This is a genomic window from Gordonia alkanivorans, from assembly GCF_004011905.1.
Taxonomy (GTDB): Bacteria; Actinomycetota; Actinomycetes; order Mycobacteriales; family Mycobacteriaceae; genus Gordonia; species Gordonia alkanivorans.
The window spans coordinates 4,746,213-4,772,661 of record NZ_CP027114.1 but is presented as its reverse complement, the minus strand read 5'-3'; the positions used below and the strand labels follow the sequence as shown (position 1 = coordinate 4,772,661).

Annotated in this window: 22 protein-coding genes, 4 tRNA genes and 1 pseudogene; 16 read left to right on the top strand and 11 right to left on the bottom strand. The window is 67.0% G+C overall.

Annotated elements, in window-relative coordinates:
• Positions 1–74 precede the first annotated feature (74 nt).
• Together C5O27_RS23235 and C5O27_RS21680 are read right to left on the bottom strand one after the other, a co-directional pair.
• Complete coding sequence (locus tag C5O27_RS23235) at positions 75–323, bottom strand: DapH/DapD/GlmU-related protein (protein WP_425269614.1); 249 nt, start codon at positions 321–323, stop codon at positions 75–77.
• Positions 324–862: 539 nt separating this feature from the next.
• A tRNA-Lys gene (locus C5O27_RS21680) sits at positions 863–935 on the bottom strand.
• A gap of 428 nt (positions 936–1,363) precedes the next feature.
• Between C5O27_RS21680 and C5O27_RS21675 the strand changes: the two genes are divergently transcribed.
• The 5 genes from C5O27_RS21675 to C5O27_RS21655 all read left to right on the top strand — a co-directional run bounded on the left by C5O27_RS21675 (position 1,364) and on the right by C5O27_RS21655 (position 3,000).
• A tRNA-Glu gene (locus C5O27_RS21675) sits at positions 1,364–1,436 on the top strand.
• 48 nt (positions 1,437–1,484) lie between these two features.
• Positions 1,485–1,561 (top strand) — tRNA-Asp (locus C5O27_RS21670).
• 47 nt (positions 1,562–1,608) lie between these two features.
• Positions 1,609–1,685, top strand: a tRNA-Phe gene (locus tag C5O27_RS21665).
• A 299-nt stretch (positions 1,686–1,984) separates the two neighbouring features.
• Complete coding sequence (locus tag C5O27_RS21660; RefSeq protein ID WP_006357356.1) at positions 1,985–2,614, top strand: nucleotidyltransferase domain-containing protein; 630 nt, start codon at positions 1,985–1,987, stop codon at positions 2,612–2,614.
• Positions 2,614–3,000 carry a hypothetical protein gene (locus C5O27_RS21655; protein ID WP_127963637.1) on the top strand — a complete coding sequence of 129 codons (387 nt, stop codon included), beginning with the start codon at positions 2,614–2,616 and terminating at the stop codon, positions 2,998–3,000. The genes C5O27_RS21660 and C5O27_RS21655 overlap by 1 nt, the downstream gene beginning before the upstream one ends.
• 89 nt (positions 3,001–3,089) lie before the next feature.
• On the opposite strand, the pseudogene C5O27_RS21650 reads toward C5O27_RS21655, so the two are convergent.
• Positions 3,090–4,163, bottom strand: a pseudogene (locus C5O27_RS21650) (tyrosine-type recombinase/integrase).
• A gap of 546 nt (positions 4,164–4,709) precedes the next feature.
• On the opposite strand from C5O27_RS21650, the gene C5O27_RS21640 reads away from it, so the two are divergent.
• From C5O27_RS21640 to C5O27_RS21625, 4 genes are all read left to right on the top strand, one after another.
• On the top strand, positions 4,710–5,756 hold the full coding sequence (locus C5O27_RS21640) for a hypothetical protein (protein ID WP_127963922.1): 1,047 nt from the start codon (positions 4,710–4,712) through the stop codon (positions 5,754–5,756).
• The gene (locus tag C5O27_RS21635; RefSeq protein WP_040004372.1) at positions 5,753–6,355 is read left to right on the top strand and encodes an NUDIX hydrolase; all 603 of its coding nucleotides are present in this window, start codon (positions 5,753–5,755) and stop codon (positions 6,353–6,355) included. The genes C5O27_RS21640 and C5O27_RS21635 overlap by 4 nt, the downstream gene beginning before the upstream one ends.
• A 147-nt stretch (positions 6,356–6,502) precedes the next feature.
• The gene (locus C5O27_RS21630; RefSeq protein ID WP_244216553.1) at positions 6,503–6,751 is read left to right on the top strand and encodes a hypothetical protein; all 249 of its coding nucleotides are present in this window, start codon (positions 6,503–6,505) and stop codon (positions 6,749–6,751) included.
• A gap of 204 nt (positions 6,752–6,955) precedes the next feature.
• Positions 6,956–7,507 carry a YceI family protein gene (locus tag C5O27_RS21625; RefSeq protein WP_127963635.1) on the top strand — a complete coding sequence of 184 codons (552 nt, stop codon included), beginning with the start codon at positions 6,956–6,958 and terminating at the stop codon, positions 7,505–7,507.
• 104 nt (positions 7,508–7,611) lie between these two features.
• Here C5O27_RS21625 and C5O27_RS21620 read toward each other — a convergent pair whose 3' ends face one another.
• Positions 7,612–9,453, bottom strand: coding sequence for a hypothetical protein (locus C5O27_RS21620; RefSeq protein ID WP_006360609.1), 1,842 nt, complete (start codon positions 9,451–9,453; stop codon positions 7,612–7,614).
• 233 nt (positions 9,454–9,686) lie between these two features.
• Between C5O27_RS21620 and C5O27_RS21615 the strand changes: the two genes are divergently transcribed.
• On the top strand, positions 9,687–11,402 hold the full coding sequence (locus C5O27_RS21615; RefSeq protein ID WP_127963634.1) for an adenylate/guanylate cyclase domain-containing protein: 1,716 nt from the start codon (positions 9,687–9,689) through the stop codon (positions 11,400–11,402).
• Between the two features lie 123 nt (positions 11,403–11,525).
• A complete protein-coding gene (locus tag C5O27_RS21610; protein ID WP_127963633.1) occupies positions 11,526–12,413 on the top strand; it encodes an oxidoreductase in 888 nt (295 codons plus the stop codon).
• Between the two features lie 78 nt (positions 12,414–12,491).
• On the opposite strand, the gene C5O27_RS21605 is transcribed toward C5O27_RS21610, so the two are convergent.
• The gene (locus C5O27_RS21605; protein WP_006360612.1) at positions 12,492–13,004 is read right to left on the bottom strand and encodes a hypothetical protein; all 513 of its coding nucleotides are present in this window, start codon (positions 13,002–13,004) and stop codon (positions 12,492–12,494) included.
• A gap of 330 nt (positions 13,005–13,334) precedes the next feature.
• Between C5O27_RS21605 and C5O27_RS21600 the strand changes: the two genes are divergently transcribed.
• Positions 13,335–13,964 (top strand): alpha-ketoglutarate-dependent dioxygenase AlkB, encoded by a 630-nt coding sequence (locus C5O27_RS21600; RefSeq protein WP_127963632.1) that lies wholly within the window; start codon positions 13,335–13,337, stop codon positions 13,962–13,964.
• Between the two features lie 57 nt (positions 13,965–14,021).
• Here the strand turns inward: C5O27_RS21600 and C5O27_RS21595 are convergent, their stop codons facing one another.
• Genes C5O27_RS21595 through C5O27_RS21585 form a run of 3 tightly spaced genes read right to left on the bottom strand, consistent with a single transcriptional unit; the run spans position 14,022 to position 17,855 of the window.
• The gene (locus tag C5O27_RS21595; protein ID WP_127963631.1) at positions 14,022–15,743 is read right to left on the bottom strand and encodes a GMC oxidoreductase; all 1,722 of its coding nucleotides are present in this window, start codon (positions 15,741–15,743) and stop codon (positions 14,022–14,024) included.
• Positions 15,740–17,281 carry a flavin-containing monooxygenase gene (locus tag C5O27_RS21590; protein WP_127963630.1) on the bottom strand — a complete coding sequence of 514 codons (1,542 nt, stop codon included), beginning with the start codon at positions 17,279–17,281 and terminating at the stop codon, positions 15,740–15,742. Before C5O27_RS21590 ends, C5O27_RS21595 begins: the two co-directional genes overlap by 4 nt.
• Positions 17,274–17,855, bottom strand: coding sequence for a TetR/AcrR family transcriptional regulator (locus tag C5O27_RS21585; RefSeq protein ID WP_035753163.1), 582 nt, complete (start codon positions 17,853–17,855; stop codon positions 17,274–17,276). The genes C5O27_RS21590 and C5O27_RS21585 overlap by 8 nt, the downstream gene beginning before the upstream one ends.
• Before the next feature lie 201 nt (positions 17,856–18,056).
• On the opposite strand from C5O27_RS21585, the gene C5O27_RS21580 reads away from it, so the two are divergent.
• Positions 18,057–18,665 carry a DUF3558 family protein gene (locus C5O27_RS21580; protein ID WP_040004375.1) on the top strand — a complete coding sequence of 203 codons (609 nt, stop codon included), beginning with the start codon at positions 18,057–18,059 and terminating at the stop codon, positions 18,663–18,665.
• 51 nt (positions 18,666–18,716) lie between these two features.
• Positions 18,717–19,700: an LLM class F420-dependent oxidoreductase gene (locus C5O27_RS21575; protein WP_035753161.1), complete on the top strand. Its 984-nt coding sequence runs from the start codon at positions 18,717–18,719 to the stop codon at positions 19,698–19,700.
• Between the two features lie 243 nt (positions 19,701–19,943).
• Here the strand turns inward: C5O27_RS21575 and C5O27_RS21570 are convergent, their stop codons facing one another.
• Positions 19,944–21,110 (bottom strand): pyridoxal phosphate-dependent aminotransferase, encoded by a 1,167-nt coding sequence (locus C5O27_RS21570; protein ID WP_035753159.1) that lies wholly within the window; start codon positions 21,108–21,110, stop codon positions 19,944–19,946.
• Between the two features lie 101 nt (positions 21,111–21,211).
• Between C5O27_RS21570 and C5O27_RS21565 the strand changes: the two genes are divergently transcribed.
• On the top strand, positions 21,212–21,766 hold the full coding sequence (locus C5O27_RS21565) for a hypothetical protein (RefSeq protein ID WP_006360620.1): 555 nt from the start codon (positions 21,212–21,214) through the stop codon (positions 21,764–21,766).
• 130 nt (positions 21,767–21,896) lie between these two features.
• The gene (locus C5O27_RS21560; RefSeq protein WP_127963629.1) at positions 21,897–23,603 is read left to right on the top strand and encodes a serine/threonine-protein kinase; all 1,707 of its coding nucleotides are present in this window, start codon (positions 21,897–21,899) and stop codon (positions 23,601–23,603) included.
• A gap of 127 nt (positions 23,604–23,730) precedes the next feature.
• Here C5O27_RS21560 and C5O27_RS21555 read toward each other — a convergent pair whose 3' ends face one another.
• Together C5O27_RS21555 and C5O27_RS21550 are read right to left on the bottom strand one after the other, a co-directional pair.
• Positions 23,731–25,401, bottom strand: coding sequence for a DNA repair helicase XPB (locus tag C5O27_RS21555; protein ID WP_338155879.1), 1,671 nt, complete (start codon positions 25,399–25,401; stop codon positions 23,731–23,733).
• A 55-nt stretch (positions 25,402–25,456) separates the two neighbouring features.
• Positions 25,457–26,380, bottom strand: coding sequence for an oxygenase MpaB family protein (locus C5O27_RS21550; protein WP_127963628.1), 924 nt, complete (start codon positions 26,378–26,380; stop codon positions 25,457–25,459).
• Positions 26,381–26,449 lie beyond the last annotated feature (69 nt).

The following is a 26,449-nucleotide window of genomic DNA, read 5'->3' as shown; positions in this document are numbered from 1 at the left end:
TTAACTCTCCGTGTTAAAACGGAACACCCAGCAGTTCGTGGGTGTCAATTCTGCTTAGTCGCGGTAAGTGGTTTCTATTGCTCAATGGTCTTGATTCGTCTGGCGGGTACGCCAGCATATAGTCCGTCGTTCTCGCAGTCTGCTGCAACTACCGCGCCGCTAGCAATAACAACGCCGTCACCGATGGATATGCCAGGGAGTATTACAGCACGAGCGCCGATCCACACACCGTTGCCGACCTTGATTGGTGCCGACTTATTTTCCCCTGCCCGCCTGGAGTGTGGCCCCAGTTCGTGTGTATCGGTGACAAAGAGCACATCCATGGCGATATTGCAACGTTCGCCAATCGATATTGGACTCGAGGTGTTGAATCTGCACCCGTAGTTGACAAAGGTGCTAGTTCCGAGGGTCACTCGCTTGCTGCCGAACCATACTGCAGGCGAGATGAAGACGTTGGCGCCGACTTTCATCCCGTACATGCGTAGGGCTATCGCTCGGACTCGGGGCGGGACCAACGAGGAACTGATGACCGTGTTCAGCATTAGGTCACGCCAGAAACCGGGCCATATCTTACGCAGCATGGAGACATCATCGCTTGGCATCACGTAGTCGGCAGCGTAAGGGGTCCTGTGTGGCGTTCGCTGGCGGGTGCGTCGCGGCAGCAGGTGTTCCTAAGTACGCATGACTGCGCCGGTGGACGCGTTGTTCCCTCGCACCTTCGCGTCGTTCGGGTTCGCCTCGCCTGCTGAGCTTGCAGGAGACTTCTCGCCGGGTGGTTTGATGCGATTCAGACGTGCAGTGACAAACCTCAAATCGAGCTGCACGAGGGCCCGGAAGTGAGGCTAAGAATATCGTTCAGTAGTGCCCCCACCAGGGCTCGAACCTGGGACCTGCGGATTAAAAGTCCGTAGCTCTACCAACTGAGCTATAGGGGCGTAACCCGGCGAGCCGGGGCGTCGACGAGTTTACAGCTTGCCAGGACGGCGTGAACGGGGGCCTATGGGTGTGTCGAGCCGGCCGCGGGGAGTGTGTCCGGTGGGGCTGCGAGGGCACTTGCTTTTCGAGGCTTGTTGCGAGGCCTTCGTGGCTCGTCGCTATCGCTCCTCGCACCTCAGGCAGCGGGGGCGGCGCCGCGCCTCAATCGGCGAGGGGTGCACCTCAGGCAGCGGGGGGCGGCTTCGCGCCTCAGGCAGGGAGGGGGTGCGCGTCAGGCAGGGAGGCTTCGCGCGTCAAGCGGCGAGGGGGGAGCACGTCAGGCAGCGAGGGTGCGTTAATCGTCGTTTTATAGCTCTGACCAGCCGATTTGTGTTGCGCGCGAAACCTGTCATAAGCTATGCGAGCTCCCAGCGGAGAAGCGAGACCGGCCCCCTTCGTCTAGCGGCCTAGGACGCCGCCCTTTCAAGGCGGTAGCGCGGGTTCGAATCCCGTAGGGGGTACGCCTGGACGGCACTCGGAAACGAGAGTCGGACAGCACAATTAAACAAGGCCCTGTGGCGCAGTTGGTTAGCGCGCCGCCCTGTCACGGCGGAGGTCGCGGGTTCGAGTCCCGTCAGGGTCGCCAAAGATGACCGGCGCATTCGGTTCTACCGGATGCGCCGGTTGTCTTAGGGCCAGGTAGCTCAGTTGGTACGAGCGTCCGCCTGAAAAGCGGAAGGTCGTCGGTTCGATCCCGACTCTGGCCACCATGAAAACCTCCCGGTTCATCCGGGAGGTTTTTTTGGTGGTCGGAGGGGGTCTGGTGTCAGTGGCCCGGTGTCAGGGGCCCGACTCAATCTCGAGCAGTCGGGCGTCGAGGGCGGTCGACGGGGCCTGTCCGTCGTCGTGGGTTCACGGTGATCAGTCTGTCCCGCCCGCGGTGCGTCGGTCGCCGTCTTACCGGCGGGCGCTGCTGATGCGCAGTCCGCGCAGGGGCGAGCGCGTCGTCCTCCAGCCGTTCTCCAACTATAGTTGTGTTACTCCAACTTTCGTTGGAGAGGGGTGCGCCATGCAGCTCAACAAGCCGTTCGCGACGGTGACACCGACCCTCGACGGCGACGTGCTCGCGGTGCTGGCGGCCGCCGATCTCACATTCACGATCAGCCAGGTCCAGCGCATCCTCGGCAGCGCATCAGGGGAAGGCATCCGCAAGGTCCTCAACCGGCTCAGTGCACAGGGCGTGGTGCTGCACGATGAAGTAGGTCGGACGCACACCTACCGCCTCAACACCGAGCATCTCGCGGCCCCGCCGATCATGGCGCTCTCCCGGCTGAACTCCACCTTCCTGCAGCGCCTCGAAGAGCACTTCACCGAGTGGGAGACCGCACTGCGGTACGCCGCGGTGTTCGGGTCGGCGGCGACGGGGCGGATGAGGCCCGACAGCGACATCGACGTGTTCCTGGTGCGCGCAACCGATTCCGAGGACGACGCGTGGGACCAGCGGGTCACCGGACTCGCTCGACTGATCACCGCGTGGACCGGCAACGACGGCCGGATCGTCGAGTACACCGAGGACGAGTTGCGCGCCGCGGTCGCCGCCGGCGAGCCGCTGCTCGGCGACGTGTCGACCCAGGGCCTCACCGTTGCGGGGACACGGGCCTGGTTCACCGCGCAACTGCGCCCGGCGAGGAGCTCGTGATGGCGGGGCAGCGCAAATGTGACGCCGCGGTCGCCGCCGGGCGCATGTCCAAGGCGACCGAGTTTCTCGATGCCGCCGACCATCTCGGACGGGAGATGCCCAACGCTGCCGGGGACCTCTACGTGGATGCGGGTATCGCAGCCTCGGACGTCATCTGCTGCGCGCGGCTCGGCGTGCACTCCAACACCGGTAACCACAGCGAGGCCGTCGCCCTGCTCAAGCGGGCAGACAGCGGATCCGAACGGCACCTCAACACCCTCCTGAACCGGAAGAACAAAGCGGCCTACACACATCAGGACCTCACCGCCGCGGAGTTGACGAAGATGGGCCGCGCGGCGGAGCCCCTGCTCGAGGCAGCCAAGAAGGTCGTGGCAGCCCGCGGATAGTTCGCCGTTTGCAGCTTCGTGTTCGGCGAGGACGATCCGCGTCCTCGGAACAGCGGAAGGTCGTCGGTTCGATCCCGACTCTGCCGGGTCTAGTCGATCCCGGTGAGGCGCGCATCGAGTGCCGCGGCCACTGCGTCGAGCTCCCCGTCGAACAGGTCCGCTTAGGTGTGGGCGGTCACCGTGATCGACGCATGCCCCATCGCCACCTGCAGCAGCCGCAGATCCGCGCCGGCGGCGCGGGCCAGACTCGCATAGGTGTGACGCAGATCGTGCACCCGCAGCGTCGGATAGCCCAGCGCGGTGACCTGCTCCCGCCACCGCACCGCGCGCACCCAGTTCTCCCGGCTCAGCCGCGCCCCTTTGGGTGAGGTGACCGCGGGCGCGGTGCGGGCCCGGCCCTCGACGCGGGCCGCCAGCACCGCGACCAGCGACCGGGGGAGCGGCACCGTGCGAATCCCGGCCCGGCTCTTGGGTTTTCCGGTCATCAGCGTGCCGCCGACCTGGGTCATCGAGCGGCGGACCGAGATCCGCCGGCGCGCCAGGTCCACGTCGGCGACGTTCAGTCCGGTCAGCTCACCCCAGCGCAGCCCCGTGTAGGCGAGGATGCGCACGATGTCGCCCTGCGGGCCGCAGCGTCTGGCCAGCTCGTCGACCTCGGCGTGGGTGAGGTAGAGGTGCTCGGCCAGATCCAGCGGCGGGAACACCGTGCGCTCGGCCGGGTTCGTCAGCAGCAGACCGTCGGCGACGGCGTGGGCCAGGATCATCCGCAGCAGCGAGTGCCGCCAGCGTTTGGTCCGCGGCGAGCAGTCCATCGCGTTCACCCACGTCTGGATGGACTCGCGGTCGACCTTGGTCACCGGCCACGCCCCGAACTCCGGTTGCACGTGCAGCCGCCAGTTGTCCTCGAAGCCGCGCCGGGATTTGGGCGTCACATCCTGGCGGGTGGCCAGCCACGACGCATAGACCGACGCGACGGTGACCGCGTCGCCGCGCCGCGGGTCGATCACCACGCCCCGGGTGCGCGCGGTGATCGCCTCGGCCTCGAAGGCCCGGGCCTCGCGCAGCGTGCCGAACACCTTGCTGCGGCTGCGCCCGTCGGGCAGCCGCCAGGTCACCCGCCAGCGCGGTGCTCCCGCGGCCGTCCGGTACTTGGTGACGCTCATCGGGGCCGGCTGGGGGTCAGGTCTGCGGGGATGGGGATCCCTCCTTACCCGTCGTGGGTGGGCGGTCTGTCCACACTGAGACGCATGCGGAGGGCGCGCGGTTCCCGCCGGGGGAGTCCCCCGGAGAACTGCGGTGCGTGCTGTGGTTGCCGACCACCCGCGCCGCCGTGCGCGGTCGGCGGACGAGATCGGCACGCCCACAGCGGATTCGCGGCCGTCGCCGGTGACGCCCGAGTCGATCCGGTCGGCCGAATCGTCGGGTCGGGCACGTGGTATCGGACGACGAGGCGCTTCCTGACTCGGTCGTGACTGCCTCTGGGGACACCGGTGTCGGTGTCCGGGGCATCGGCAGCCCGGCCGGCGGGCGCGACCCCGACCCGGACCTGTTCGAGGCCTGAGAGATCGACGACCCGCACCACGACGAGCCCCCGAGAGGGTCGGCTCATCGCGGTGCGGTGTCGGCTGTTTCGTGCCGCTCGCGGTGATTGCCGCGGTAGAGGGTCGTCGACCCGTAATACTCTCCCCATGAGAAATCGCGCCACCTCGGTGATCGTCCGGAGCACCTACGGGACCGCGGCCGTCGAGTGGTTCCTCATCATCGCGATCGCCACGATCCTCATCACCCGGCTGTACCTGCAACTGACCGGCTACCCCCAGGTCGGGGGCGGCACCCTCCACATCGCCCACGCCCTGTGGGGCGGTGCGCTCATGATGGTCGCGCTCGTCACCGGCTGGCTGTTCCTCGGCGCCACCGCGCGGGTGAGCGCCGTGGTGGTGGGCGGCATCGGGTTCGGGCTGTTCCTCGACGAGGTCGGCAAGTTCGTCACCCGCGACAACGACTACTTCTACGGCCCGGCGCCCGAGATCATGTACATCCTCGTGGTCCTGGTGCTGCTGGCCAGTCGCATCGTCCGGGACCTCAACCCGCCCACGGGTGCCGAGGCGCTCGCGAACGCGGCGTCGATCGCCGCCGAGGGTGTCGCACACGGGCTGCCGGAGCGTCGTCGACGGTTGGCCGAGGAGTGCCTCGCGGCCGCCGCCCACAACGGCTTCGACGCCGACACCATCGCGAATGTGCGGGCCCTGCTGGAATCGAGCAAGGACACCCCCGACCGGCTGATGATCCTGCGGGACCGGGCCGTGCGCCTCATCCCGGACTTCCTGCGCAGCCCGCGCTGGGTGCCGATCGTGGGATGGTTCCTCGTGGTGGCCTCGGCCGCCGGTGTCGTCGTCGGAGCACTCAGCTTCGTGTTCACCAAGGACCGTTTCGACGACCTCGACATCTACATCGAGCTCGCCGACAACCGCATCGCCACCTGGATCCTGTTCCTGAGCGCGATCGCGACGCTGGCACTGGCGATGCCCGCCATGCTCGCCCGCCGGCGGGGGACCGCCGGGCTGTGGCCGCTGCGGACACTGCGCATCGCTTCGCTGGTGTTCCTCCTCAGCAACGCCCTCGTTGACTTCGCGATGGAAGGTTTCGGGGCTCTGCTGAACCTCGCGATCGGGCTGTTCGCGCTGAGCGTGGTCAGCTACCACCTCGGCCAGGCCGTCACGGCGTCGAACGGCAGACATGATCAACTGAGGGTGTGACTCACCTTGAGCGGGCAGTGGCGGCCGAACGCGTCGAACGGTTCGAGCACCGGACGGTCGACGTTCCCGGAGCGGCGGCCGCGGCCGTCGTGCTGGCGGTGGCGGAGAAGGACGGACGACAGGGCATCTGGTTGTGCAAACGACCACCCACCATGCGACGCCACGCGGCGCAATTCGCCCTTCCCGGTGGTCGGCTCGATCCGGGCGAGGACCACATCACCGCGGGGCTGCGGGAGCTCGACGAAGAGCTCGGTGTGCAACTGTCTCCCCGTTCGGTGCTGGGGACGCTCGACGACTATCCGACCCGGTCGGGCTTCGTGATCACCCCGATCGTCTGCTGGGCGGAGGACTTTCAGGAACCGACCCCGAATCCGGCCGAGGTGTCGCAGCTGTTCTTCGTGACCTTCGAGGAGCTGGCGGTGGCGCCGCGGTTCCTGACGATCCCGCAGTCGGAACGTCCGGTGATCCAGCTGCCCATCGTCGACTCGCTGGTGCATGCGCCGACAGCGGCGGTGATCTACCAGTTCGCCGAGGTCGTACTGCGGGATCGCCACACCCGGGTCGACGAGTTCGAGCAGCCCGTCTTCGCCTGGAAATAGGCACGATTCGGGTCGTTTGACCGACCTGTACGATCGTCCCATCTAAACTTCGATGTTCTCAGATATGCTCTGCGACATGGATTTCCATCGAACAAATGACACTGATTTGTCCGGCAGGTCACTCGCCGGTTGGGCATGATTACCGGTGTGAACAATGCCAATTCGTCGGAGTCGGCGGCGGATTCGTCGGCCGGAGGTCGCTCACCTCATCGGGCTGCGGCCCCGGCGTCGACGCCGCGGCAGCCGGCGATCGAACCGGCTGCGATCGTGTACCGCTACGAGTGCAAAGATCCTTACGCGCCGATGTCCACGCGCAAGCAGGTGTTGCTGGGCTGTGCGATCTCGCTCGTCGTGATCGCCTTCGTGGTGGCCGCGCTCATCATCGGGCGAGGCTGACCGAAAGGCCGGTCCCGGTGAACTCCACAGGTCGGTGGGGTGGGGTCCTCCACCCGGGGGCCCATCGGGGTCTGTGGTGCGGATCACACGGGAAAGTCCTTTCCGGGGAATGAATCCGGACCGCGGTCCGTTTACAGTATCGATGGGTCGCGAAGACCCACGAGAATCCGAGACCACCTCGACCTCGTCTGGAAGGACGCAATCATGACCGCAGCCACCACCGTCAAGGCACCGATCCCCGCCGGCACCTGGACCATCGACACCGTTCACTCGGCCGTCGGCTTCTCCGTCAAGCACCTCATGGTCAGCAAGGTGCGCGGCACCTTCGACAACTTCTCCGGCACCATCACGGTTACCGAGGACGGCACGCCCGCCGTGCAGGCCGAGATCGACGTGACCTCCATCAACACCAAGAACGAGCAGCGCGACGGCCACATCAAGTCGGCCGACTTCTTCGACGCCGAGCAGTTCCCCAAGGCCACCTTCGTCTCCACCGGCGTCCGCCAGAACGGTGACGACTACGTCCTCGACGGCGACTTCACCCTCAAGGGCGTCACCAAGCCGGTCAGCCTCGAGCTCGAGTACAACGGCACCAACCCGGGCATGGGCCAGGGCGCGGTCGCCGGATTCGACGCCAAGACCGTCATCAACCGCAAGGACTTCGGCATCGACATCGAGATGCCGCTCGAGGGTGGCGGCGTCGTCGTCGGCGACAAGATCACCATCACGCTCGAGATCGAGGCTCTGCAGGCCTGATCTCCCGCAAACGCCCCGACCGGACTCGACACCCCAGAGTCCGGACGGTTCACCGACCGGTACCCGCGCATCCCCCCGCGTGGGTGCCGGTCTGGTGTGCGCTCCTAGACGTAGCGCTGGCCGTTCCAGCGAAGGATCTTGGTGGTGACAGTGCCGCCGGCGCAGTCCGGTTCGCAGTTGTTGTCGAAGGTCTTTATCGCATAGCGGCCGTCGCTACCAGGACCCACGACCTCGGCGAAGTAGTAGGCGTGCGTTGTGCTCTGGTACGCCAACCCGCCCTTCTCCCAACCGATGTCTGCATACCCGGTGGCAGTGGGGACAAGCGTGATCACGCCGTCGTACCGGCCCGGGTTGTACGTGATGAAAACGTTCTCGGTCGTATCCGTGGCGGGGTCGGCGAAGTCGAGTGCGTTGCCGTACACCGAAACGGTCTGCACGAGAAGCCGTTTGCCCTTGGAGTCCACCGCGACGATGCACCCCTCTCCGGCAAGACTGTTCTCCCCGCGCCGCAACCCGATGGTGACCGTGCCCAGCGAAGGGTGATCGACTGTGCGACGATCGTCGATGCGGCCGCACGCGGCGTTCAGCGAATACTCCGGATCGATCTTCTTGAACAGGCTGATCTCCCATGCCCCGGCACCGAGGTTGACGCTCGCTACCGCATCGGCGACAACGAGTCCGGTGGTCACCGTGTTGAGCAGCGGCAGGTAGCGAGCGTAGGTTCGGCCCACCTTCTCGGCGATCTTGCGGTTCTGCATTTGTTCGAACGCCTGCTCCGACAGATGTCCGGCGATCTCCCCGACCACATCGGGCGCCTTCTGCGCCAAGCACATGCCGACCGCTGTCATGCTGGTCGCCGCGGCCCTGACCTGCGAGTCCGACATTCCGGCGAGGCCCGAGTCCACCGCTTGGCCGAAACAGGCGGCCATGAAGCCGAGTTCCATCGCGCTCAGGGTCAACGGGTCGTCGACCAGGTCTCCGAGCTGAGTCCAGAGGACGCCGTAGAGGACCGTGGACACGGTCGCGGTTGCGGTGATCTTCGATATCACAGGTAGTGAACTCGCGGTGAAACCGATGTCGACGCCGCCGCCGGGTGGCAGAACCCACGTCCTGGACCGAACGCTCGTCGGAACTCCCAGCATCGAGATGGTGGCGCTCTCGATCTCCGCAGCCACATTCGTCGGCTGACCGGAGAACACATCGAGGTGCGCCCACCGCGGAGTCACCGGAGCGGTGACGATCATGGCGATCCCGCGGTTGTTACGGATCTTCACCACCGCGATGTTCTTGTCCGCAGGATCAGCGCCTGTGCAGACGCGCATCGGCGCTTCCTTGCTGTCGAGGAACACCGCTTCGTCCAACCATCCGGGTCGTGGCTGCGTCGGGCATTGTGGTGCGCCGCCCCGCAATCCCAGCGTCGACGTCACGAAATGATTGGCCTCCACCGCCAACCACTCCCAGGTGCTCAGATGCGGCACCTGGGCGGTGGCGACCCGGCGGTCGCCATCGATCGCAGCAGCGATCGGGGTGGCGGGAGCTGCCGAACCCGGCGCATCGGCCTCCTTCCCGACGAGATACAGGTCGGTGCCCTCCGGCAGCGGTTCGTCCAACTCGTACCGGAAGGTCAGCGGGGCCACCGGCTGCCCCGACGACAGCGTCAGATCGGCGCCCGCGACGGGGGTCACCGACTTGCCGGCAGCAGTCGACTGTTCGGCCGGCCGGACGGTGAACGACGAACCCGGCGTTGCTGCGCCCGGGGGGATCGAGATGGCCCAGTTGTCGGAGACCGCGACCTCGGTCGTGGTGTCGGGCGCGACATCGACGGTCTGTTCCGTCACCGGCCCGGACTCGAGACGTGGTGAGGTGTCGTCGTCGGGCGATGAGAACAGCGAACACGCCGACACCGACAAGGCGACAGCGATGAGGACGACGGCGAACCGACGCATGTGGGCGCTCCTTCCGATCCGGACGAGCTATTGAAACATCGGCCCAGCTCAGAGGCGGTGTGGAAACGGAGTTGTGGGGCGGAGTTCGCTCGATCGGACCACGCGCCGGTCGTGTTCTTCCGACGCCGCTCCTGATGCAGAGAGCGGTGCCGCCGGTACAGGGACTTTCGACGTGTCCTCGGTAACAACCGGTTCGGTAGTCTGCGGGTATCGCCTTCAGGCAGGAGAGGCCCATGGGACGCAGGCGTCGCACCCGCCGTGTCGTGCCGTGGATGCGATTGAGACGCCGCACCGCCGGGATGCTGTGGGGCCTGCCCACGGTGCCGAGCCCGAGGGCGTGGGCTCGGGTCGGCCCGGACATGCGGAACCGGATCGCCCGCCACGCGACCGTCACGGCGATGACCGCTGTCGTCGCCAGCAACGCGCTGGTCGGTGTCGAGACCTTCCTGCTCGTGCAGCTCGCGTTCAACGGTGGCCAGCTCACCTTCGCCGAGACCCTCGGCGCCCCCAACTTCCCGGCCGTCGTCGGCGCGATCGTCACCGGCATTCTGGTGAATCTGCTGCTCGGCCTGCTCGTCTTCCGTCCCCAGCTGGACTGGTTCGTCAGCTGCCGACCCGCCGACCATGCCCGCCGACGGGCCGTGCAACGCCTGCCCGCCTTCGAGCTCCTCGTCACCGTGGGCGCCTGGTGCAGCGCGGCGTTGTTCTACGTCTTCGTCGCCGACGACTTGAGCGTCGCGACCGTCGCCGGTGTCGCGGTGGCGTTCACGCTGGCCGGTCTGTCGAGCGCGTGTCTGACCTATCTGTTCGTCGAACGCGCCGCCCGCCCGCTGGCGATCGTGGTCCTCGAGGACTTCCCGGCCAACCACGTGATGAACGGCGTCCGCATCCGCCTGCTCGCGGTGTGGGCGGTGAGTTCGGCGGTGCCGATGATCGGCCTGCTGACCGTGAACGCCGGTCGTTTCACCGGGATGCTGCCCGACGTCTACGGCGCGGTCGATTGGACCACCGTCATTCTCACCGTCGTCGGACTCGCCGCCGGCGCACGCGTGATCGTCCTGGTCGGGCAGGCCATCACCGATCCGCTGACCGAGATGCGTCGTGCCGTCCACCGCGTCGACCACGGCGACTTCAACGCCCGCGTCCCCGTCTATGACTCGTCGGAACTCGGTGTGCTGCAACACGGTTTCAACGTGATGGTGCAAGGACTCGCCGAACGTGACCGCATGCGTGAGATCTTCGCCCGGCACGTCGGCGACACCGTCGCCGACCTCGCCCTCTCCGACGGCGTCGGCATGCACGGCACCAACACCGAGGTGGGTGTGCTGTTCGTCGACATCGTCGGCTCCACGCGACTGTCCCAGGACCGGAGTCCCGACGACGTCGCCGAACTCCTCAACGCGTTCTTCAGCATCGTCTTCGACGTCGTCGACCAGCATTCCGGCTTCGTCAACAAGTTCGAGGGCGACGCCGCGCTGGCCGTCTTCGGGGCGCCCGTCGAACTCGACGACCCGGCCGGACACGCGCTCGCCGCCGCCCGCGACCTCGCCGACCGGCTCGCCAAGAGCCTCGACATCCGGTGGGGGATCGGCGTCTCCTTCGGTGAGGTCTTCGCCGGCAACATCGGCGCCGAACGGCGCTACGAGTACACCGTCATCGGCGACCCGGTCAACGAATGCGCCCGACTGTCCGACATGGCCAAGACCGGTCGCGTCCCCGCCCTCGCCAGCGGCGCCGCGATCGACTCCGCCGGCGCCGAGGCCGACGAATGGGAACTCCTCGGCAGCCGCATCATGCGCGGCCGGTCGGCGCCCACCGAGTTCTTCGCCCCGTCCGACCTCGTCGAACGGCTCGGGTCGTCGCGCAACCTGATCGCCGAACTGCTACGCCCGGCTCGACGCATCGTCGGCGCCGGTCCGCTGCGGCTCACGACGTTCTTCGGCGGCTGAGGACCGCGCCACCGAAGTCGGCTGCCCGAGACGAATCGTTGACGCCGTCCGGGGTCGTCAATAGCGTGGGCCGCAGGGGCGCGGCGAGGACGCCGGACCGACACACCATCCCTGGGGGCTGCGATGAACGGTTGGACGTCAGCGAACATTCCGGATCAGACGGGTCGCACCTTCGTGGTGACCGGCGCGAACAGCGGCCTCGGTGCCGAGACGGCGAAAGCGCTCGTCGGTGTCGGCGCCAACGTCATCCTGGCGTGCCGCAACACCGCCAAGGCCGACGCCGTGGCGTCGAAACTGGGACCCAACGCGACCGTTGCCCAACTCGACCTCGCGGATCTCGCGTCGGTTCGCTCGTTCGCGTCGAGTTTCACCGGCGCCGACGTCCTCATCAACAACGCCGGACTGATGGCCGTACCGCTGCGACGCACCGCCGACGGCTTCGAGATGCAGATCGGCACCAACCATCTCGGCCACTTCGCGCTCACCGCGTTGCTGCTGCCGAAGATCACCGACCGCGTCGTCACCGTGTCGTCGGGCGTGCACCAGATCGGGAACATCGCGCTCGACGACCTCAACTGGGAGAAGCGCCGCTATCGCCGCTGGCAGGCCTACGGGGACTCCAAGATGGCCAACCTCATGTTCGGCCTCGAACTCGCCAAGCGGTTGGCGGAGGCCGGGTCGTCGAAGGAGTCGTTCATCGCCCATCCCGGTTATGCCGCAACGGAATTGCAGGGTCGGAGCGAGAACTTCATGGATGTCCTGGCGAAGCTGTCGAACAAGCTGCCCATCGCGCAGTCGGCTGCCGACGGGGCGCTGCCGCAGCTGTACGCCGCGACGATGTCGGGTCTGCCGTCCGGCACCTACTACGGACCGACGAAATTCTTCGGGCTGCACGGCGCGCCCGGACGGAACAAGTACAAGAAGGCGGCCGACGACGCCGACTTCCGTGCGGCGCTCTGGGCGGAGTCGGAGAAGCTGACCGGGGAGAAGTTCGACGTGTCAGGGAGCTGACCGCCTGACGACGAAAGTGCGGGATGAGTGCCGGAAACCGGCATCCATCCCGCACTTCGTGTCTGCGGTTCGCGTTGACTACTGGACCGAGAACGCGATGCTGTTCGACGCGCCGGAGACCAGGTCGGTGACGCGGATGGTGAAGTTGCCGCCGCCCTTGAAGAAGTAGGACTTCACCGCGGTGCAGTCCTGCGTCTTGTACAGCGCGGCTTCCTTGGGCACCTTCGGTCCGGCGAGGCGGACCTCCATGCGGCACTCGTTGCCGTCGACGATGGGGCCGGCGTCGATGATGGAGTTCCAGCGCACGCCGAGTCGCGAGTTCTTGCCGAAGGTTCCCGGAGTGATCTCCCGGGCGCCCTTCGGGTTGTAGACCCAGACGTTGATGGACTTCACGCCGTTGCGTGCGCCCGCGCGGCCGAGCTTGCCGTAGTGGGTGACCTTGTCGCCCGACGACCCGAACGCGGAACTTCCGGAGTCGAGGCTGCCGCTGGCGCTACCGAACAGATCGCCGACCGGATCGGCGGTCGCCGGCGCGATCGGGATCAGCATGGCGGCGGCAGCAAACAGACCGGCGATACCGGTGCGCTTCATCGAGTTCCCCCTTGTAACGATTTATAACGAATTGATTAAAGCATCGACCCGGCGACCGTGCTGTGGGCCACCTCACATCGCGGCCCTTTCGTGGTGAGCCGAATGTGCGCTTCGTCCCTTCCGCGCCGGGCCAGGGGCTTCTTGAGCTGCTTCGACGATGGAGCGGGCATTGCTCGAAAATGTGAGGGACGCCTCGTGCGCGGACGGGGGTCCCGTAGGTCCTTACCCGCTCTCTCGATCCGTTTCCGCTCACGTTCGAAGGGTGGGCGCGAACGGCACGGACATGCCGTCCATCGAACAGGCGTTCGATTCGGGTGTACGGTGGGGTGTATGTCCATCGGCATCCAGGGATCGTTGTTCGCCGAGATGGCCGCGGAGCCGGCGCTGTCGGACCTGTCGACCTCGACGACGCGGCGTCCGCTCACCGACGGCGCGTGGGTGGACCTGTGCCCAGGCTGGATCAGCGGGCCGGACGAACTCTTCGATCGGCTTCGACGCGACGTCCCGTGGCGGGCCGAGCGGCGTCAGATGTACGACCGCGTCGTCGACGTCCCGCGGCTCGTGTCGATCTACCAGAAGGACGACCCGTTTCCGGATGCGTTGATCACCGAGATGCGGTCATCGCTGTCGCGGCATTACCGCGAGGAGTTGCCCGAAGGATTCGCGACCGCCGGGATCAGCCTCTACCGCGACGGCAACGATTCAGTGGCATGGCACGGGGACCGCATCGGGCGGGCGTCGACGCACGACACGATGGTCGCGATCATCTCCCTCGGCGCCCCGCGACCGCTGATGCTGCGGCCGCGGGGCGGCGGGAAGTCGTTGAAGTTCACGCTGTCGACCGGTGACCTGCTGGTCATGGGTGGCAGCTGCCAACGCACCTGGGAACACGCGGTTCCCAAGGTGCGCGGCGTCGGCGCCCGGATCAGCATCCAGCTGCGGCCGCCGGGGGTGTGGTGACTTACTGGGCTTTGTAGAAGTTGTGGACGTCATACGCCCACAACTTCTACGAGAACCTCAGCCGGCGTTGGAGATCGGCGTGATCGGCAATCTCAGCGCGGCGGGTGCGTATTCGGGCACCGTCGGGTGGACCGGCGGCACCGGGGCGATCGGCTGGTACGACGCACCGAGCTCCGGACGGGGGTCGGCCTCACCGGCATTCGGCCACATCGCGAGTGCGCGTTCGGCCTGAGCGGTGATCGTCAGCGACGGGTTCACGCCCAGGTTCGCCGACACCGTCGAACCGTCGACGATGTGCAGGCCGGGGTGGTTGAACACGCGGTGATACGGGTCGACGACGCCGTCCGCGGCGGACCGGCCGATCGAGCAACCGCCCAGGAAGTGGGCGGTCATCGGGATGTTCAGCCAGTCGACGATGGAACCGCCGGCGTCGCCGTCGATCTCGTCGGCCATCTTGCGGACGGCGTCGTGGCCGACCGGGATCCAGGTCGGCGGGGGATCGCCGGCACCCTGCCTACTGCGCAGCATCGGACCGAAACGGCCACGGCGGGAGAACAATTCGAGGGAGTTGTCGGCGGTCTGCATCACCAGGGCGATGATCGTCCGTTCCGACCAGCGTCGAACCGAGAGCCCGCGCAGGGTGACCAGCGGGTGCCGGATCATCTCCACGAGTGCCGCCAGCGGTCGGGGCAGGCGACTGTCACCGTCGATGAGCATCGCCTGCAACAGACCGATCAGGTTGCTGCCCTTGCCGTATCGCACCGGCTCGATATGGGTGTGCTCGTTGGGATGGAACGACGAGGTGATCGCCACCCCCTCGGTGTAGTCGACCTTCAGGTCGGTGGCCGTCGCGGCCAGGACGGCCTCGGAATTGGTGCGGACCACCTTGCCCAGGCGTGACGACAGCCCGGGAAGAGTTCCGCTCTGCTGCATGTCCAGCAGAAGCTTGTTGGTGCCGTAGGTGCCGGCGGCGAACACCACGTGGTCGGCGGTGAACGAGCGGCGGCCACGACGTGACCAGCGTCGACCGGTCCGATGCGCGCCGACGGTGTACCCGCCCTCGGCGCGCGGACGGACGGTGTCGACGGTCGTCAGCGGGATGACGGTGGCACCGGCCTGTTCGGCGAGATACAGATAGTTCTTGACCAGGGTGTTCTTCGCGCCGACCGGGCAGCCGGTCATGCAGGCGCCGCAGTCGGTGCAACCCGTGCGGGCGGGTCCGGCACCCCCGAAGAACGGGTCCTCGACGGTCTTGCCGGGCTCGCCGAAGAAGACGCCGACGGGGGTGTGGACGAAGGTGTCGCCGGCGCCCATGTCCTCGGCGACCTTGCGCATCACGCGGTCGGCGGGCGTGACCTTGGGATAGGTGGTCACGCCGAGCATGCGCGATGCCTGGTCGTAGTAGGGGTCGAGTTCGGCGGCCCAGTCGGTGATCTTGCCCCAGTGCGGGTCGTCGAAGAAAGCGGGGAGCGGTCGATAGAGCGTGTTCGCGTAGTTCAGCGACCCGCCGCCGACACCCGCGCCGGCCATGACCAGCACGTCGCGCAGCAGGTGCATGCGCTGCACACCGAACATGCCCAGCGCCGGCGCCCACACGTAATCCTTGAGGCGCCAACTGGTCTTGGGCAGGTCGGCGTCGGCGAAACGACGGCCCGACTCGACGACCGCGACTCGGTATCCTTTCTCGGTCAACCGGAGGGCGGCCACCGAGCCGCCGAAACCGGAACCGATGACGATGGCGTCGTAGTGGTCGGCGTCAGTGCGCGCGGTCCTGGTCACTGGGCGAGGGTCCTTTCGGGATCGGTGTCGGTGGCGGTGGTCTCGACGGTGTCGGCGACGGCCGGGACGGCGTCGTCGAAGCGGTGGTCGGCGGCCACGAAGGACGCCATCTGGCGGCGGAAGTCGCTGGTGAACTTGGGCCACATCACCGAGTTGCGGCCGGTGGAGTCGAGGTACCAGCTCGAGCAGCCGCCCGAATTCCACACGGTGCGTTCCAGTTCGGGGTCGAGGTCGGCGTTGTAGGCGTCCTGGGCGGCCTGGGTGACCTCGAACGTCGAGTGTCCGGAGCCGATGACCTCGGCGATCGTCTTCGACATGTAGTACGCCTGCGGCTCGAGCATCAGCACGATCGAGCTGTGGCCCAGGTTGGTGTTGGGGCCGTACAGGAAGAACAGATTCGGGAAGCCGTGGACCTCGACACCGCGGTAGGCGCGCGGCGATCCCTGCCAGGCCTCGGACAGGGTACGTCCGTCGCGACCGGTGAGGGCCTTCGCGATGGGCGGCTGGGTGGGGGTGAACCCGGTGGCGAAGACGACGGTGTCGACCTCGTGCTCACGACCCTGATCGTCGACGGCGCCGTTCGCGGTGAGGCGGGTGATGGCGCCGGTCACGGTGGCGTTGTCGCGCTGCAGGGCGGGGAACCACTTGTTGGTCAACAGCATCCGCTTGCACCCGATGGTGTACTCGGGGGTGAGGCGCTTGCGCAGGGCGCGGTCGCGGACCTGGACCCGCAGCTGTGCCAGGGCAAGGGTTTTCGCGATCGGCAGCAGCTTGGGGTTGCGTGCCATCATCAGCACGTAGGCCTCGCGGTAGGCCCACACCATCTTGCGGACCAGGCGGTGGACTCCGGGAACGCGCTTGTAGAGGGCGCGTTCCATCGGGCCGATGTTGCGGTCGAGGCGTGGCACCACCCAGGCGGGGGTGCGCTGGAAGACGGTGAGATGTTCGACGGTGTCGACGATCTCGGGCACGATCTGGATCGCCGACGCCCCGGTGCCGACGATGGCGACCTTGCGTCCGCGCAGGTCGTGGGTGTGATCCCACTTGGCGGAGTGGAACATCGTGCCGGTGAACTCGTCGGCACCCGGAACCTCGGGCAGGCCCGGCTCGGACAGTGCGCCCGGCGCGGCGACGAGGAAGCGGGTCCGGATCTGACCCTGCGTCGTGTCGACGACCCACTCCTGCGCGGCACCGTCCCAACGGGCGGCGGTCAGGGCGCAGTTGTAGCGGATCTGATCGTCGTAATCGGCGGCGACGGAACGCAGGTAGTTGTGGATCTCGTGGCGTCGACCGTAGGTGTGCGACCAGTCCGGGTTCGGGGCGAAGGACAGCGAGTAGAGCGAGGTCGGGACGTCGCAGGCCGCACCCGGGTAGTCGTTCTCGCGCCAGACCCCGCCGGCGCCCTCGGCGCGCTCGATCGCGAGGGTCGTCAGGCCGGGATGGTCCTTGCGCAGCCGGTGAAGTGCGGCGAGGCCGCCGAATCCGACGCCGACGACGAGAACGTCGATGTGTTCGGGCAGCGAACTGATGTCAGCCATGGTTCAACAGGTCCTTCCAGATGGGCAGAAGTCGGTCGAGGTATTCGCGGTCGGCGTCGGGGGATCGCAGGATGCGCGACACCGCGAGGCCGCGTGCGAGTTCGATGGAGAGTTCGAGTTCGGCCGGGGTGTAGCGGTCGCCGAACAGTTCGGCGCAACCCACGGCCAGGGCGTCGGACACCCGCTGTTCGAGCGGGATCAGCGCGGTGCGCAGCTCGACGTCGCAGCGTGCGGCCACCCAGAGTTCGAGTGCGGCGTCGAACAGCGGTCCGCTGAACGACTCGATCAGGACCTCGAGTCCCTCGTCGCCGGTGCGCGGGCGAGACAGGACTTCTTCGAGGCGGCGGTCGACGAGGTGCCCGACGGCCGCGACGACGAGGGATTCCCGGGTGGGGAAGTGGTGCAGCAGCGCGCCGCGGGAGACGCCCGCACGCCGGTTGACCTCCTGGGTGGTGGTGGCCGCATAGCCGACCTCGACCAGTGCTTCGACCGCGGCGTCGAGGACCCGGGTGCGGGTCGCCGCGGTGCGCTCGGCCTGGGTACGCCGTCGCGGGGTGCTGGTGGGCTCGGTCACAGTGGTGAGCGTAACACACAAACAGTCCGGACTGCTTGTAAATGAGGCTTGGGATTGCAGAGCGACCGGGCGCGCTCTGTCGAGTAGCCTCTGGAACTCGTGAGATGCCGTCGGGTCGTAGGGGTCAACCGCGGAGTCGGTGTCGGGCGCCGGTTCTGGAAGCTGGCATTGATCCCGGTGGTCGCCGTCCTCGGCGTGACGATGGTGGCCTGTGATGTCGAGGGCGTACCGAGTGCGCAACCCGAGGCCGTCGCCTCGGTCTCCTCGTCCGCGGCAACCGAGCCGATCCGTCAGACCGATGATGCCGGGAAGCGGCTGCCTTTCGACACCGAGTTCCCTGATCGGTGGAGTCGCAACAATGACGGAACCACCTATGAACCGTGCACTGCCGTGGACTATGCGCAGGTGAGGGCCTTCGGATTGGACCCAGCGACAGTCGAGGATGTCGCGGCATCCAACCACCAAACCGCGAGGGGCTGCCAATGGGACCTCCTCGAAGGAGATGAGATTCTTCGTCCGTCGCTGAGTCAGTTCGTCGGGAATCTCACGGGTATGGGCGTCGACAACCTGAAGGACTACAAGCAGCTGCAATCCACCGAGTACAACGAGTGGCTCGACGATGTCGTGATCTCGGGTAGGACGGTGGTGGTAAGTGTCGAGCGCGGCTCGTGTGACGCGTTTGTTCAGTCCGGTTCTGCGGTCGTCGTCACGACCATGCGCGATCTACTTCGCGACGGCCCGGGGGTGAATCTGCTGTGCGAGAAAGCGCTCGGATTCGTGCGACTCACCATCGACAAGATGCCGCCGTAGTCGTTCTGTCCGTCCCTTCGGACGGGTCGGTGTCGGAGTAAGTTCGACCTCATGCGATTCGGACTCTTCATTCCCCAGGGCTGGCGGCTTGATCTCGTGGGCATCGACCCGGCGAACCAGTGGGAGGTGATGTCGTCGGTGGCGAACCGTGCTGAATCCGCCGGCTGGGACTCGGTCTGGGTCTACGACCACTTCCACACCGTCCCGCTGCCGACCGACGAGGCCACGCATGAGGCGTGGACGCTCGTTTCCGCGCTGGCCGCGACCACGAGTCGCGTCGACATCGGACAGATGTGCACCGCGATGAGCTACCGCAACCCGATGTACCTGGCGAAGGTCGCCGCCACCGCGGACCTGATCTCCGGTGGACGCGTGCAGATGGGCATCGGCGGCGGCTGGTACGAACACGAATGGCGCGCCTACGGATATGGATTCCCTTCGGCCGGTGAGCGTCTCGCCCGGCTCGACGAGGGCGTGCAGATCATGAAGCAGGCGTGGGAAACCGGCCGCGCCACCCTCGACGGCAAGCACTACACCGTCAACGACGCGATCTGTCAGCCGCAACCGACCGCCGGGAAGCTGCCGCTGTGGATCGCCGGCGGTGGTGAGAAGAAGACGCTGCGGATCGCGGCGCAGTATGCCGATTACACCAACTTCGACGGCACTCCCGAAGGATTCGCCCACAAATCGTCGGTGCTGCAACAGCATTGCGCCGACCTCGGACGCGACTTCGATTCGATCGTCCGGTCGTCGAACTACAACGTCATACTCGGTGAGACCGATGCCGACGTCGAGCGTAAGCTCGCCGACCTCGAGGCGGGGATGGCGAAGATCGTCGGGCCGGAAGCGGCGTCGGGCAGCATGGGCGCGTTTCGCGGGATGCCTGCGGTCGGGACCCCGGAGCAGGTCGCGGACAACCTTCGTGGGCTCAGGGCAGCCGGTATGACCTACGGGATCTTCTACTTCCCGAACATCGCCCACGACCGCGAGGACCTCGAGTTGTTCGAGGAGCACGTGGTGCCCGCGTTGCGGTGAGCTGGGACGTCCGGAGCCCCGACTGCCGAACCTCAACTCGACCGGCAGACGTCGATCGAAGTCTGCGGGTCGGGTTGACGTCGACCGGTGGTTGGGTGGGCGACGGTGTCTCACCGGCGCTTCGAGGCTCGTCGCTTGCGCTCCTCGCACCTCAGGGAGCGGGGGCCGTGTCGCTCCCTTTCGATACGCTCGCAAGCTCGCTACTCAAGGAGCAGTGGGGGCTCTCTACCAGAGGAGCAGGCTTCACAGCTTGCGCAACCGCTCCGCGGCGTCGGCGATGACGTCGTCGCGTTTGGCGAAGGCGAAGCGGACGAGGTGGTGCCAGGGCTCGCGGTCGTCGGCGAACACGCTGACCGGGACCGCGGCGACGCCGATCCGTTCCGGTAGGGACCGACAGAACTCGATGCCGTTGTCGACACCGAGGGGGCGTGGGTCGGCGCAAACGAAATACGTTGCCTCGCTGCGATGGACGTCGAAACCGGCGTCGAGGAGGGCGGCGGTGATCATGTCGCGCTTGCTCTGCAGCGCGGCGGCCGACGCCCGGACCCAACCGAGTTCGTTGTCGAGGGCGTGCGCAACGGCCGGCTGGAACGGCCCGGACCCGACGTAGGACATGTACTGCTTGGCCGTTTTCGTCGCGGCGATCAGCTCGGGTGGTCCGCTGATCCAGCCGACCTTCCAGCCGGTGCAGTTGAATGTCTTGGCGGCGCTCGAGATCCGGAGCGTCCGCTCCTTCATTCCGGGCAGTGTCGCGATCGGCGTGTGGATGCGGCCGTCGAACACCAGGTGTTCGTACACCTCGTCGGCCACCACGATCACGTCGAATTCGATGCAGAGTCGCGCGATCTCGGCGAGATCGTCGTCGGAGAGCACGGTCCCGGTCGGGTTGTGCGGTGTATTCAGCATGAACACCGCGCTTTTCGGTCCGAAGGCATCCGCGAGGCGTTCGCGGTCCAGGCGGAAACCGTCGCCGTCGGGGATGAGTGGCACGACGCGTCGAACACCTACGGCCATTGCCGCGGTCGCCGCGTAGGCGTCGTAGTAGGGCTCGATCATGATGACCTCGTCGCCCGGTTCGATGAGCCCGACGACGGCGCCGGCAATCGCCTCGGTGGCCCCGACGGTGATCAGCACCTCGCGGTCGGGGTCGTAGTCGAGGCCGTACTGCTCGCGCTGATGGCGCGCGACCGCATGCCGCAGCTCCGGGACGCCGATCCCGGGCGGATACTGGTTGTGGCCGTCGGTGATGGCGCGGCGGGCGGCCTCGAGCATCGACTCCGGCCCGTCGGTGTCGGGGAAGCCCTGCCCCAGATTGATGGCGCCGTGCTCGACGGCGAGGGCCGACATCTCGGCGAAGATCGTGGTCATGAACGGCCGCAAGCGGGTTGCGGTCCTGCTCTCGAATGACATGCGTCCAGGGTGGCACATCGGCCGGGGCGCAGAATCGGGACTCGATCCGACCTGCCCGATTTCCGCGCTTTGCAACGTCGCTGCAGCGTACGATCCCTCGCATGGCAGCGCCGGTAGTGGGTCACCAGCATGGTCGTGCGGGACGTACCGTCATTGCGATCGTGGCGTGTGCCGCGCTGTTCCTCGTGGGCGCGTGTTCCTCGGTCGACCGCGTGACCAACAACGTCTCCAAGCCCACGGATGTGGCGATCGGGCAATGTGTGCAGGTCAGATCGACCGACGGAGACAAGTCGAACGTCGAGGCGACGAAGGCGGAGTGTGACGCCGACGGGATGACCTTCATCGCGTCGCAGGTCGTGCCCGGCGAGTGCGGCGAGTTCGAGAACTACCTGACCTTCCCGGACACCTCCGATCGCCTCTGTTTGATGCCGAACTTCGTGGAGGGCCAGTGCTACGAGATCCCGCAGTCGGCAGGTGGCTCGCTGGTCGACTTCAAGGAGGTCGACTGCAACGCCGATGCAGGCTCGGAAGCGGTGATCTATCGCGTCGAGACGGACGGCGACGGCTCCCTCGAATGCGCCGAAGGCCAGGTCAAGGCCACCTATGACAAGCCCGAACCGCGCGTGTTCTGCCTGGCGTCGCTCTCGGGTGCCTGACGCCGTCGCCGTCTGAAGCCGGCGGCCCGGGGTGGTGGGCGTTGCGTGACGTCGGGACGCATTGTGGTCGCCGCGCACGATCTGGCGGTGCAGACTGAGCGAACCTGCCCGAGGAGGATGAGGAGGGGCGATGCCGCGGAATCCCGGCGAGCACTTCGCCGGTTACACGATCATCCGACTCATCGGTCGAGGCGGTATGGGCGAGATCTACTTGGCCCGGCACCCGCATCTGCCGCGCAACGAGGCGCTGAAGGTCCTTCCCGCAGAACTCAGCCGCGACCCGATGTACCGGCAGCGCTTCGTCAAAGAGGCCGAACATGCGTCGAGCGTCGTGCATCCGTCGATCGTCACGATCTTCAACTCCGGTGAGTACGACGGTCATCTGTGGATCGCGATGGAGTTCATCGACGGTATCGACGCCCTCAAACTGCTGCGGAAGACCCCGCAGGGCCTCGATCCCCAGATCGTGATCGCCATCGTCCGGTCCGTCGGCGCCGCCCTCGACCGTGCCCACGCGACCGGTCTGCTGCACCGCGACGTCAAACCCGCGAACATCTTGCTGCAGGGCCTCGACGGTCCGGAACCGCGAGTGTTGCTCGCGGACTTCGGGATCGCCAAGTCCGAGCAGGACGTCAGCCACCTGACGTCGACGAACGTCTTCCTCGGCACCGTGGCGTACGCGGCGCCGGAGCAACTGCTGGGCGACGCGGTCGACGCCCGCGCCGACCAGTACGCGCTCGCCGCCACCGTCTTCGAACTCCTCACCGGCCGGCCGCCGTTCCAGGGCGCGAGCACGGCGTCGATCATCGCCCACCACCTGCAGTCGATGCCCCCGCGACTGTCGAGCCTGCGTCCCGGGATCTCACCCGCCGCCGACGCGGTGTTCAGTCGCGGGTTGGCCAAGGAGCCCGAGCGTCGCTACCCGTCGTGCCGGGAGTTCGGCGTCGCACTCGAGAATGCACTGACCACCCGCGAACCGGCACCACCACCGCCGGGCGCTCCCTATCGGCAGCCGGGCATTCAGCAGCCACCCCCACCCGCGCGGCCATCGCACCCGCCGTATGCGGGGCAGCCGTCGTACGCCGCCTCTCCACCGGGTACGCAGGGCACTCCGCCCGGGCAACCACCGCCGGGCACGTATCCCGGCGGCTACCAGGGCTATTCGTCGCAACCCGGCTACCCGCCGCCGCCCGAGAAGAAGGGGTCGGGGGTGCTGATCGCGCTCGGTGCGCTGGCGCTGGTCCTCGTGCTCGCGATCGTCGCCGGCGTCGTCTACGTGGCGACCAAGGTGTCGTCCGCACCGGAAGCCGCCGGGACGTCGACGACCGCTTCGGCGCCGGTGGTGACCACCGCGACCACTCCGAGCCAGAGCCCCGCGGCGCGCACCACCGACACGACGCCGCTGTCGGTCACGGGTCCCGACGACGTTCAGGTCGGCGAGTGCGTCACCATCGCCATGCAGGCCGGGTCGTCGGCGACGGTGCTGGCATCGGAGGTGGACTGCGACTCGTCGGGCATGAACTTCTACACCGCGTCGATCATCGCCACCGCGACTCCCTGTGCCAGCGAACAGAATTCGACGCTGACCTTCCCGAACAGCACCCGGAAGCTGTGCCTCACCCCGAACTTCTACGAAGGACTCTGCTACCTGATCCCGAATGAGGACGGATCGCTGGCCGATTATCGCGAGGTCCCGTGCACGAGTGCACCCGCGTTGCGGACGGTGCTCGCGCAGGTGACCAGGCGAGGCGCGTCGACCGTCACCTGCGCTGCCGGCGAGGCCCGCTGGACGTTCTTCCAGCCCGAGTCGATCGGGTACTGCTTGATGGAGGTGTGAGGGGCCACCGAAAAGCGCCCCCAGGATCCGCCCTGCGCAGGCGACCCGGCGACACCATGTCACCGGCCCGCCTGTGCAGGGTGGTTCCCAGGGGCGTGTTTCAGCAGGTCAGGGAGGGGGAACCCCGCTAGTCCGCCGGGGTGGTGTCCCCGATGGTCGGGCCGAGGAGGTCGTCGGCGTCGGTGATGCGGTAGGCGTAGCCCTGTTCGGCGAGGAAGCGCTGCCGGTGGGCGGCGTAGTCGGCGTCGAGGGTGTCGCGAGAGACCACCGAGTAGAAGTGTGCTTGTCCGCCATCGTGTTTCGGTCGCAGCAGGCGACCGAGACGCTGGGCCTCCTCTTGGCGCGAGCCGAACGTGCCCGACACCTGGACGGCGACGGACGCCTCGGGCAGGTCGATGGAGAAGTTGGCGACCTTCGACACGACGAGGGTCTGCAACTCGCCGGAACGGAAGCGGTCGAACAGGATCTCGCGCTCCTTGTTCTTCGTCGACCCCTGGATGACCGGGCAGTCGAGTTCGCGGCCGAGCTCTTCGAGCTGGTCGATGTAGGCGCCGATGACCAGCGTCTGCTGACCCTTGTGCTTGTTCAGGATCGCCTTCACGACGTTGACCTTGGTGTGCGCGGTGGAGCAGAGCTTGTACTTCTCCTCCGGCTCGGCGACCGCGTACTGCAGACGCTCCTCGTCGGTGAGGGTCACGCGCACCTCGATGCACTCGGCCGGTGCGATCCAGCCCTGCGCTTCGATGTCCTTCCACGGGGCGTCGTAGCGCTTGGGGCCGATGAGGGAGAAGACGTCACCCTCGCGGCCGTCCTCACGAACGAGCGTTGCGGTGAGGCCGAGGCGTCGGCGCGACTGCAGGTCGGCGGTCATCCGGAAGACCGGTGCGGGCAACAGGTGCACCTCGTCGTAGATGATCAGACCCCAGTCGCGGGAGTCGAAGAGGTCGAGATTCCGATACTCGCCCTTCGACTTTCGCGTCATCACCTGATAGGTCGCGATGGTGACCGGACGGATCTCCTTGCGCTCGCCGGAGTACTCGCCGATCTCCTCCTCGGTCAGCGTGGTCCGCGCGATGAGCTCGCGCTTCCACTGCCGGCCGGCGACGGTGTTGGTCACCAGGATGAGGGTGGTGGCACCGGCCTTGGCCATCGCGGCCGCGCCGACCATCGTCTTACCCGCACCACACGGCAGCACGACGACACCGGAGCCGCCGGCCCAGAACGAGTCGGCCGCCATCTCCTGGTAGTCGCGCAGGTGCCAGTCGTCCTGGTCCAGTTCGATGTGGTGCGCCTCGCCGTCGACGTACCCGGCGAGGTCCTCGGCCGGCCAGCCGACCTTCAGCAGGACCTGTTTGAGGCGTCCGCGCTCGGACGGATGCACGATGACCGTGTCGTCGTCGATCTGCGCGCCGAGCATCGGCGCGACCTTCTTGTGCCGCATGACCTCGAGCAGCACGGCACGGTCGAGGCTGACGAGGGTCAGTCCGTGCGCGGGATGCTTGACCAGCTGCAGCCGGCCGAAGCGCCCCATCGTGTCGACGACGTCCATCAGCAGTGGCTGCGGGACGGCGTAGCGCGAGAAGGTGACCAGCGCGTCGACGACCTGTTCGGCGTCGTGACCGGCGGCGCGGGCGTTCCACAGCGCGAGCGGGGTGACCCGGTAGGTGTGGACGTGCTCGGGGGCACGTTCGAGTTCGGCGAAAGGTGCGATCGCCTGACGAGCCGCCTGCGCGTCGGGGTGGTCGACCTCGAGCAGCAGCGTCTTGTCGGATTGCACGATCAGGGGTCCATCGGTCACCCGCTCCATTGTCCAGATAGGAGCGGTGATTGTCAGCGACGGGCCTCTTTGTGGGTCAGAACACGGGGATGCCGAGCCGGCGGCGCACCCGCAGGTCGACGATGTTCAGCCGGAAGATGCCGCGCAATACCGGCGCCACGACCGGGTCGACGACGCGCAGTGCGGAGAGAAGTGCCTGGTAGCGACGGGCGTCGTCCTCGGTCCACGTCCAGCCCATCATCGACCGGAACTCCGGTGGGAGCCCGGCGTTGATGGCATAGGTTAGGAAACCACCGAGGGTCTTGTGGGCGATGGTGCCGACGACGCCGGCGCGGAACTCGAGGAACGAGAGGTCGGCGAGGCTCTGCAGTTCCTGCCGCACCGGCTCGTCGATCCGGAGTTCGGCCAGCTGGCTGTTCCAGTAGACGAGGAGCTCGTCGTAGGTGGCCGGCCACTTGTCCCAGGGCACGTTGAGCGCAGTGCCGAGCGGATGCGCCTCGGTGAGGACCATGTGCCGTTCGGCGGCGGAGAGCGGTCCGTAGATCAGCTCGTACTGGTCGATGAAGTACTTGAGCAGGCACACCGCCACCCACAGCTGCAGGCGCGAGTCGTTGGCGCTGTAGCGAACCGGGCTGGTCCCGGTCGAATACACCTGGTCGTGCACACGGCCGACGCAGTTGTGGATGTACTCCTTGTCGGAGTCGCTGCCCACCAGCGCGACGGCCAGGTACGTACCGGTGGTGCGGGCCCGCTTGACCGGGCGCTTGATGGCGTTGCCCTGTGGAACGCGGCTCTCGTGCACGCCGTACCCGACCTTAGGGTTGGACAGCTGCATGATCACGTTCGCGACGGAGAGCGTCGGACCGATGACGGTGACGAGGTCGACCGGACGTTTCACGCGGCGGCGTCGTGACGGTGGCTTGATCCGATGTACGAGATCGTGCTGGTAGGTGTCCGGTACCCCGGCGGAGGCGTCGGTGAGGCGGCGTACAGCGGTCATGACGGGCCAGCTTTCCTCGGCGCTGAGTATCCGCGAGCCTACCAAGATTGTGAGACGGATGTCACAGGT

What these genes read in the sequence shown, in the direction of transcription:
- C5O27_RS21580 (WP_040004375.1), top strand. Translation starts at nt 18,057, where the DNA reads ATGGTGGCCTGTGATGTCGAGGGCGTACCGAGTGCGCAACCCGAGGCC.
- C5O27_RS21575 (WP_035753161.1), top strand. Translation starts at nt 18,717, where the DNA reads ATGCGATTCGGACTCTTCATTCCCCAGGGCTGGCGGCTTGATCTCGTG.
- C5O27_RS21660 (WP_006357356.1), top strand. Translation starts at nt 1,985, where the DNA reads ATGCAGCTCAACAAGCCGTTCGCGACGGTGACACCGACCCTCGACGGC.
- C5O27_RS21560 (WP_127963629.1), top strand. Translation starts at nt 21,897, where the DNA reads ATGCCGCGGAATCCCGGCGAGCACTTCGCCGGTTACACGATCATCCGA.
- C5O27_RS21620 (WP_006360609.1), bottom strand. Translation starts at nt 9,453, where the DNA reads ATGCGTCGGTTCGCCGTCGTCCTCATCGCTGTCGCCTTGTCGGTGTCG.
- C5O27_RS21600 (WP_127963632.1), top strand. Translation starts at nt 13,335, where the DNA reads ATGTCCATCGGCATCCAGGGATCGTTGTTCGCCGAGATGGCCGCGGAG.
- C5O27_RS21605 (WP_006360612.1), bottom strand. Translation starts at nt 13,004, where the DNA reads ATGAAGCGCACCGGTATCGCCGGTCTGTTTGCTGCCGCCGCCATGCTG.
- C5O27_RS21615 (WP_127963634.1), top strand. Translation starts at nt 9,687, where the DNA reads ATGGGACGCAGGCGTCGCACCCGCCGTGTCGTGCCGTGGATGCGATTG.
- C5O27_RS23235 (WP_425269614.1), bottom strand. Translation starts at nt 323, where the DNA reads ATGGATGTGCTCTTTGTCACCGATACACACGAACTGGGGCCACACTCC.
- C5O27_RS21565 (WP_006360620.1), top strand. Translation starts at nt 21,212, where the DNA reads ATGGCAGCGCCGGTAGTGGGTCACCAGCATGGTCGTGCGGGACGTACC.
- C5O27_RS21655 (WP_127963637.1), top strand. Translation starts at nt 2,614, where the DNA reads ATGGCGGGGCAGCGCAAATGTGACGCCGCGGTCGCCGCCGGGCGCATG.
- C5O27_RS21610 (WP_127963633.1), top strand. Translation starts at nt 11,526, where the DNA reads ATGAACGGTTGGACGTCAGCGAACATTCCGGATCAGACGGGTCGCACC.
- C5O27_RS21570 (WP_035753159.1), bottom strand. Translation starts at nt 21,110, where the DNA reads ATGTCATTCGAGAGCAGGACCGCAACCCGCTTGCGGCCGTTCATGACC.
- C5O27_RS21625 (WP_127963635.1), top strand. Translation starts at nt 6,956, where the DNA reads ATGACCGCAGCCACCACCGTCAAGGCACCGATCCCCGCCGGCACCTGG.
- C5O27_RS21550 (WP_127963628.1), bottom strand. Translation starts at nt 26,380, where the DNA reads ATGACCGCTGTACGCCGCCTCACCGACGCCTCCGCCGGGGTACCGGAC.
- C5O27_RS21590 (WP_127963630.1), bottom strand. Translation starts at nt 17,281, where the DNA reads ATGGCTGACATCAGTTCGCTGCCCGAACACATCGACGTTCTCGTCGTC.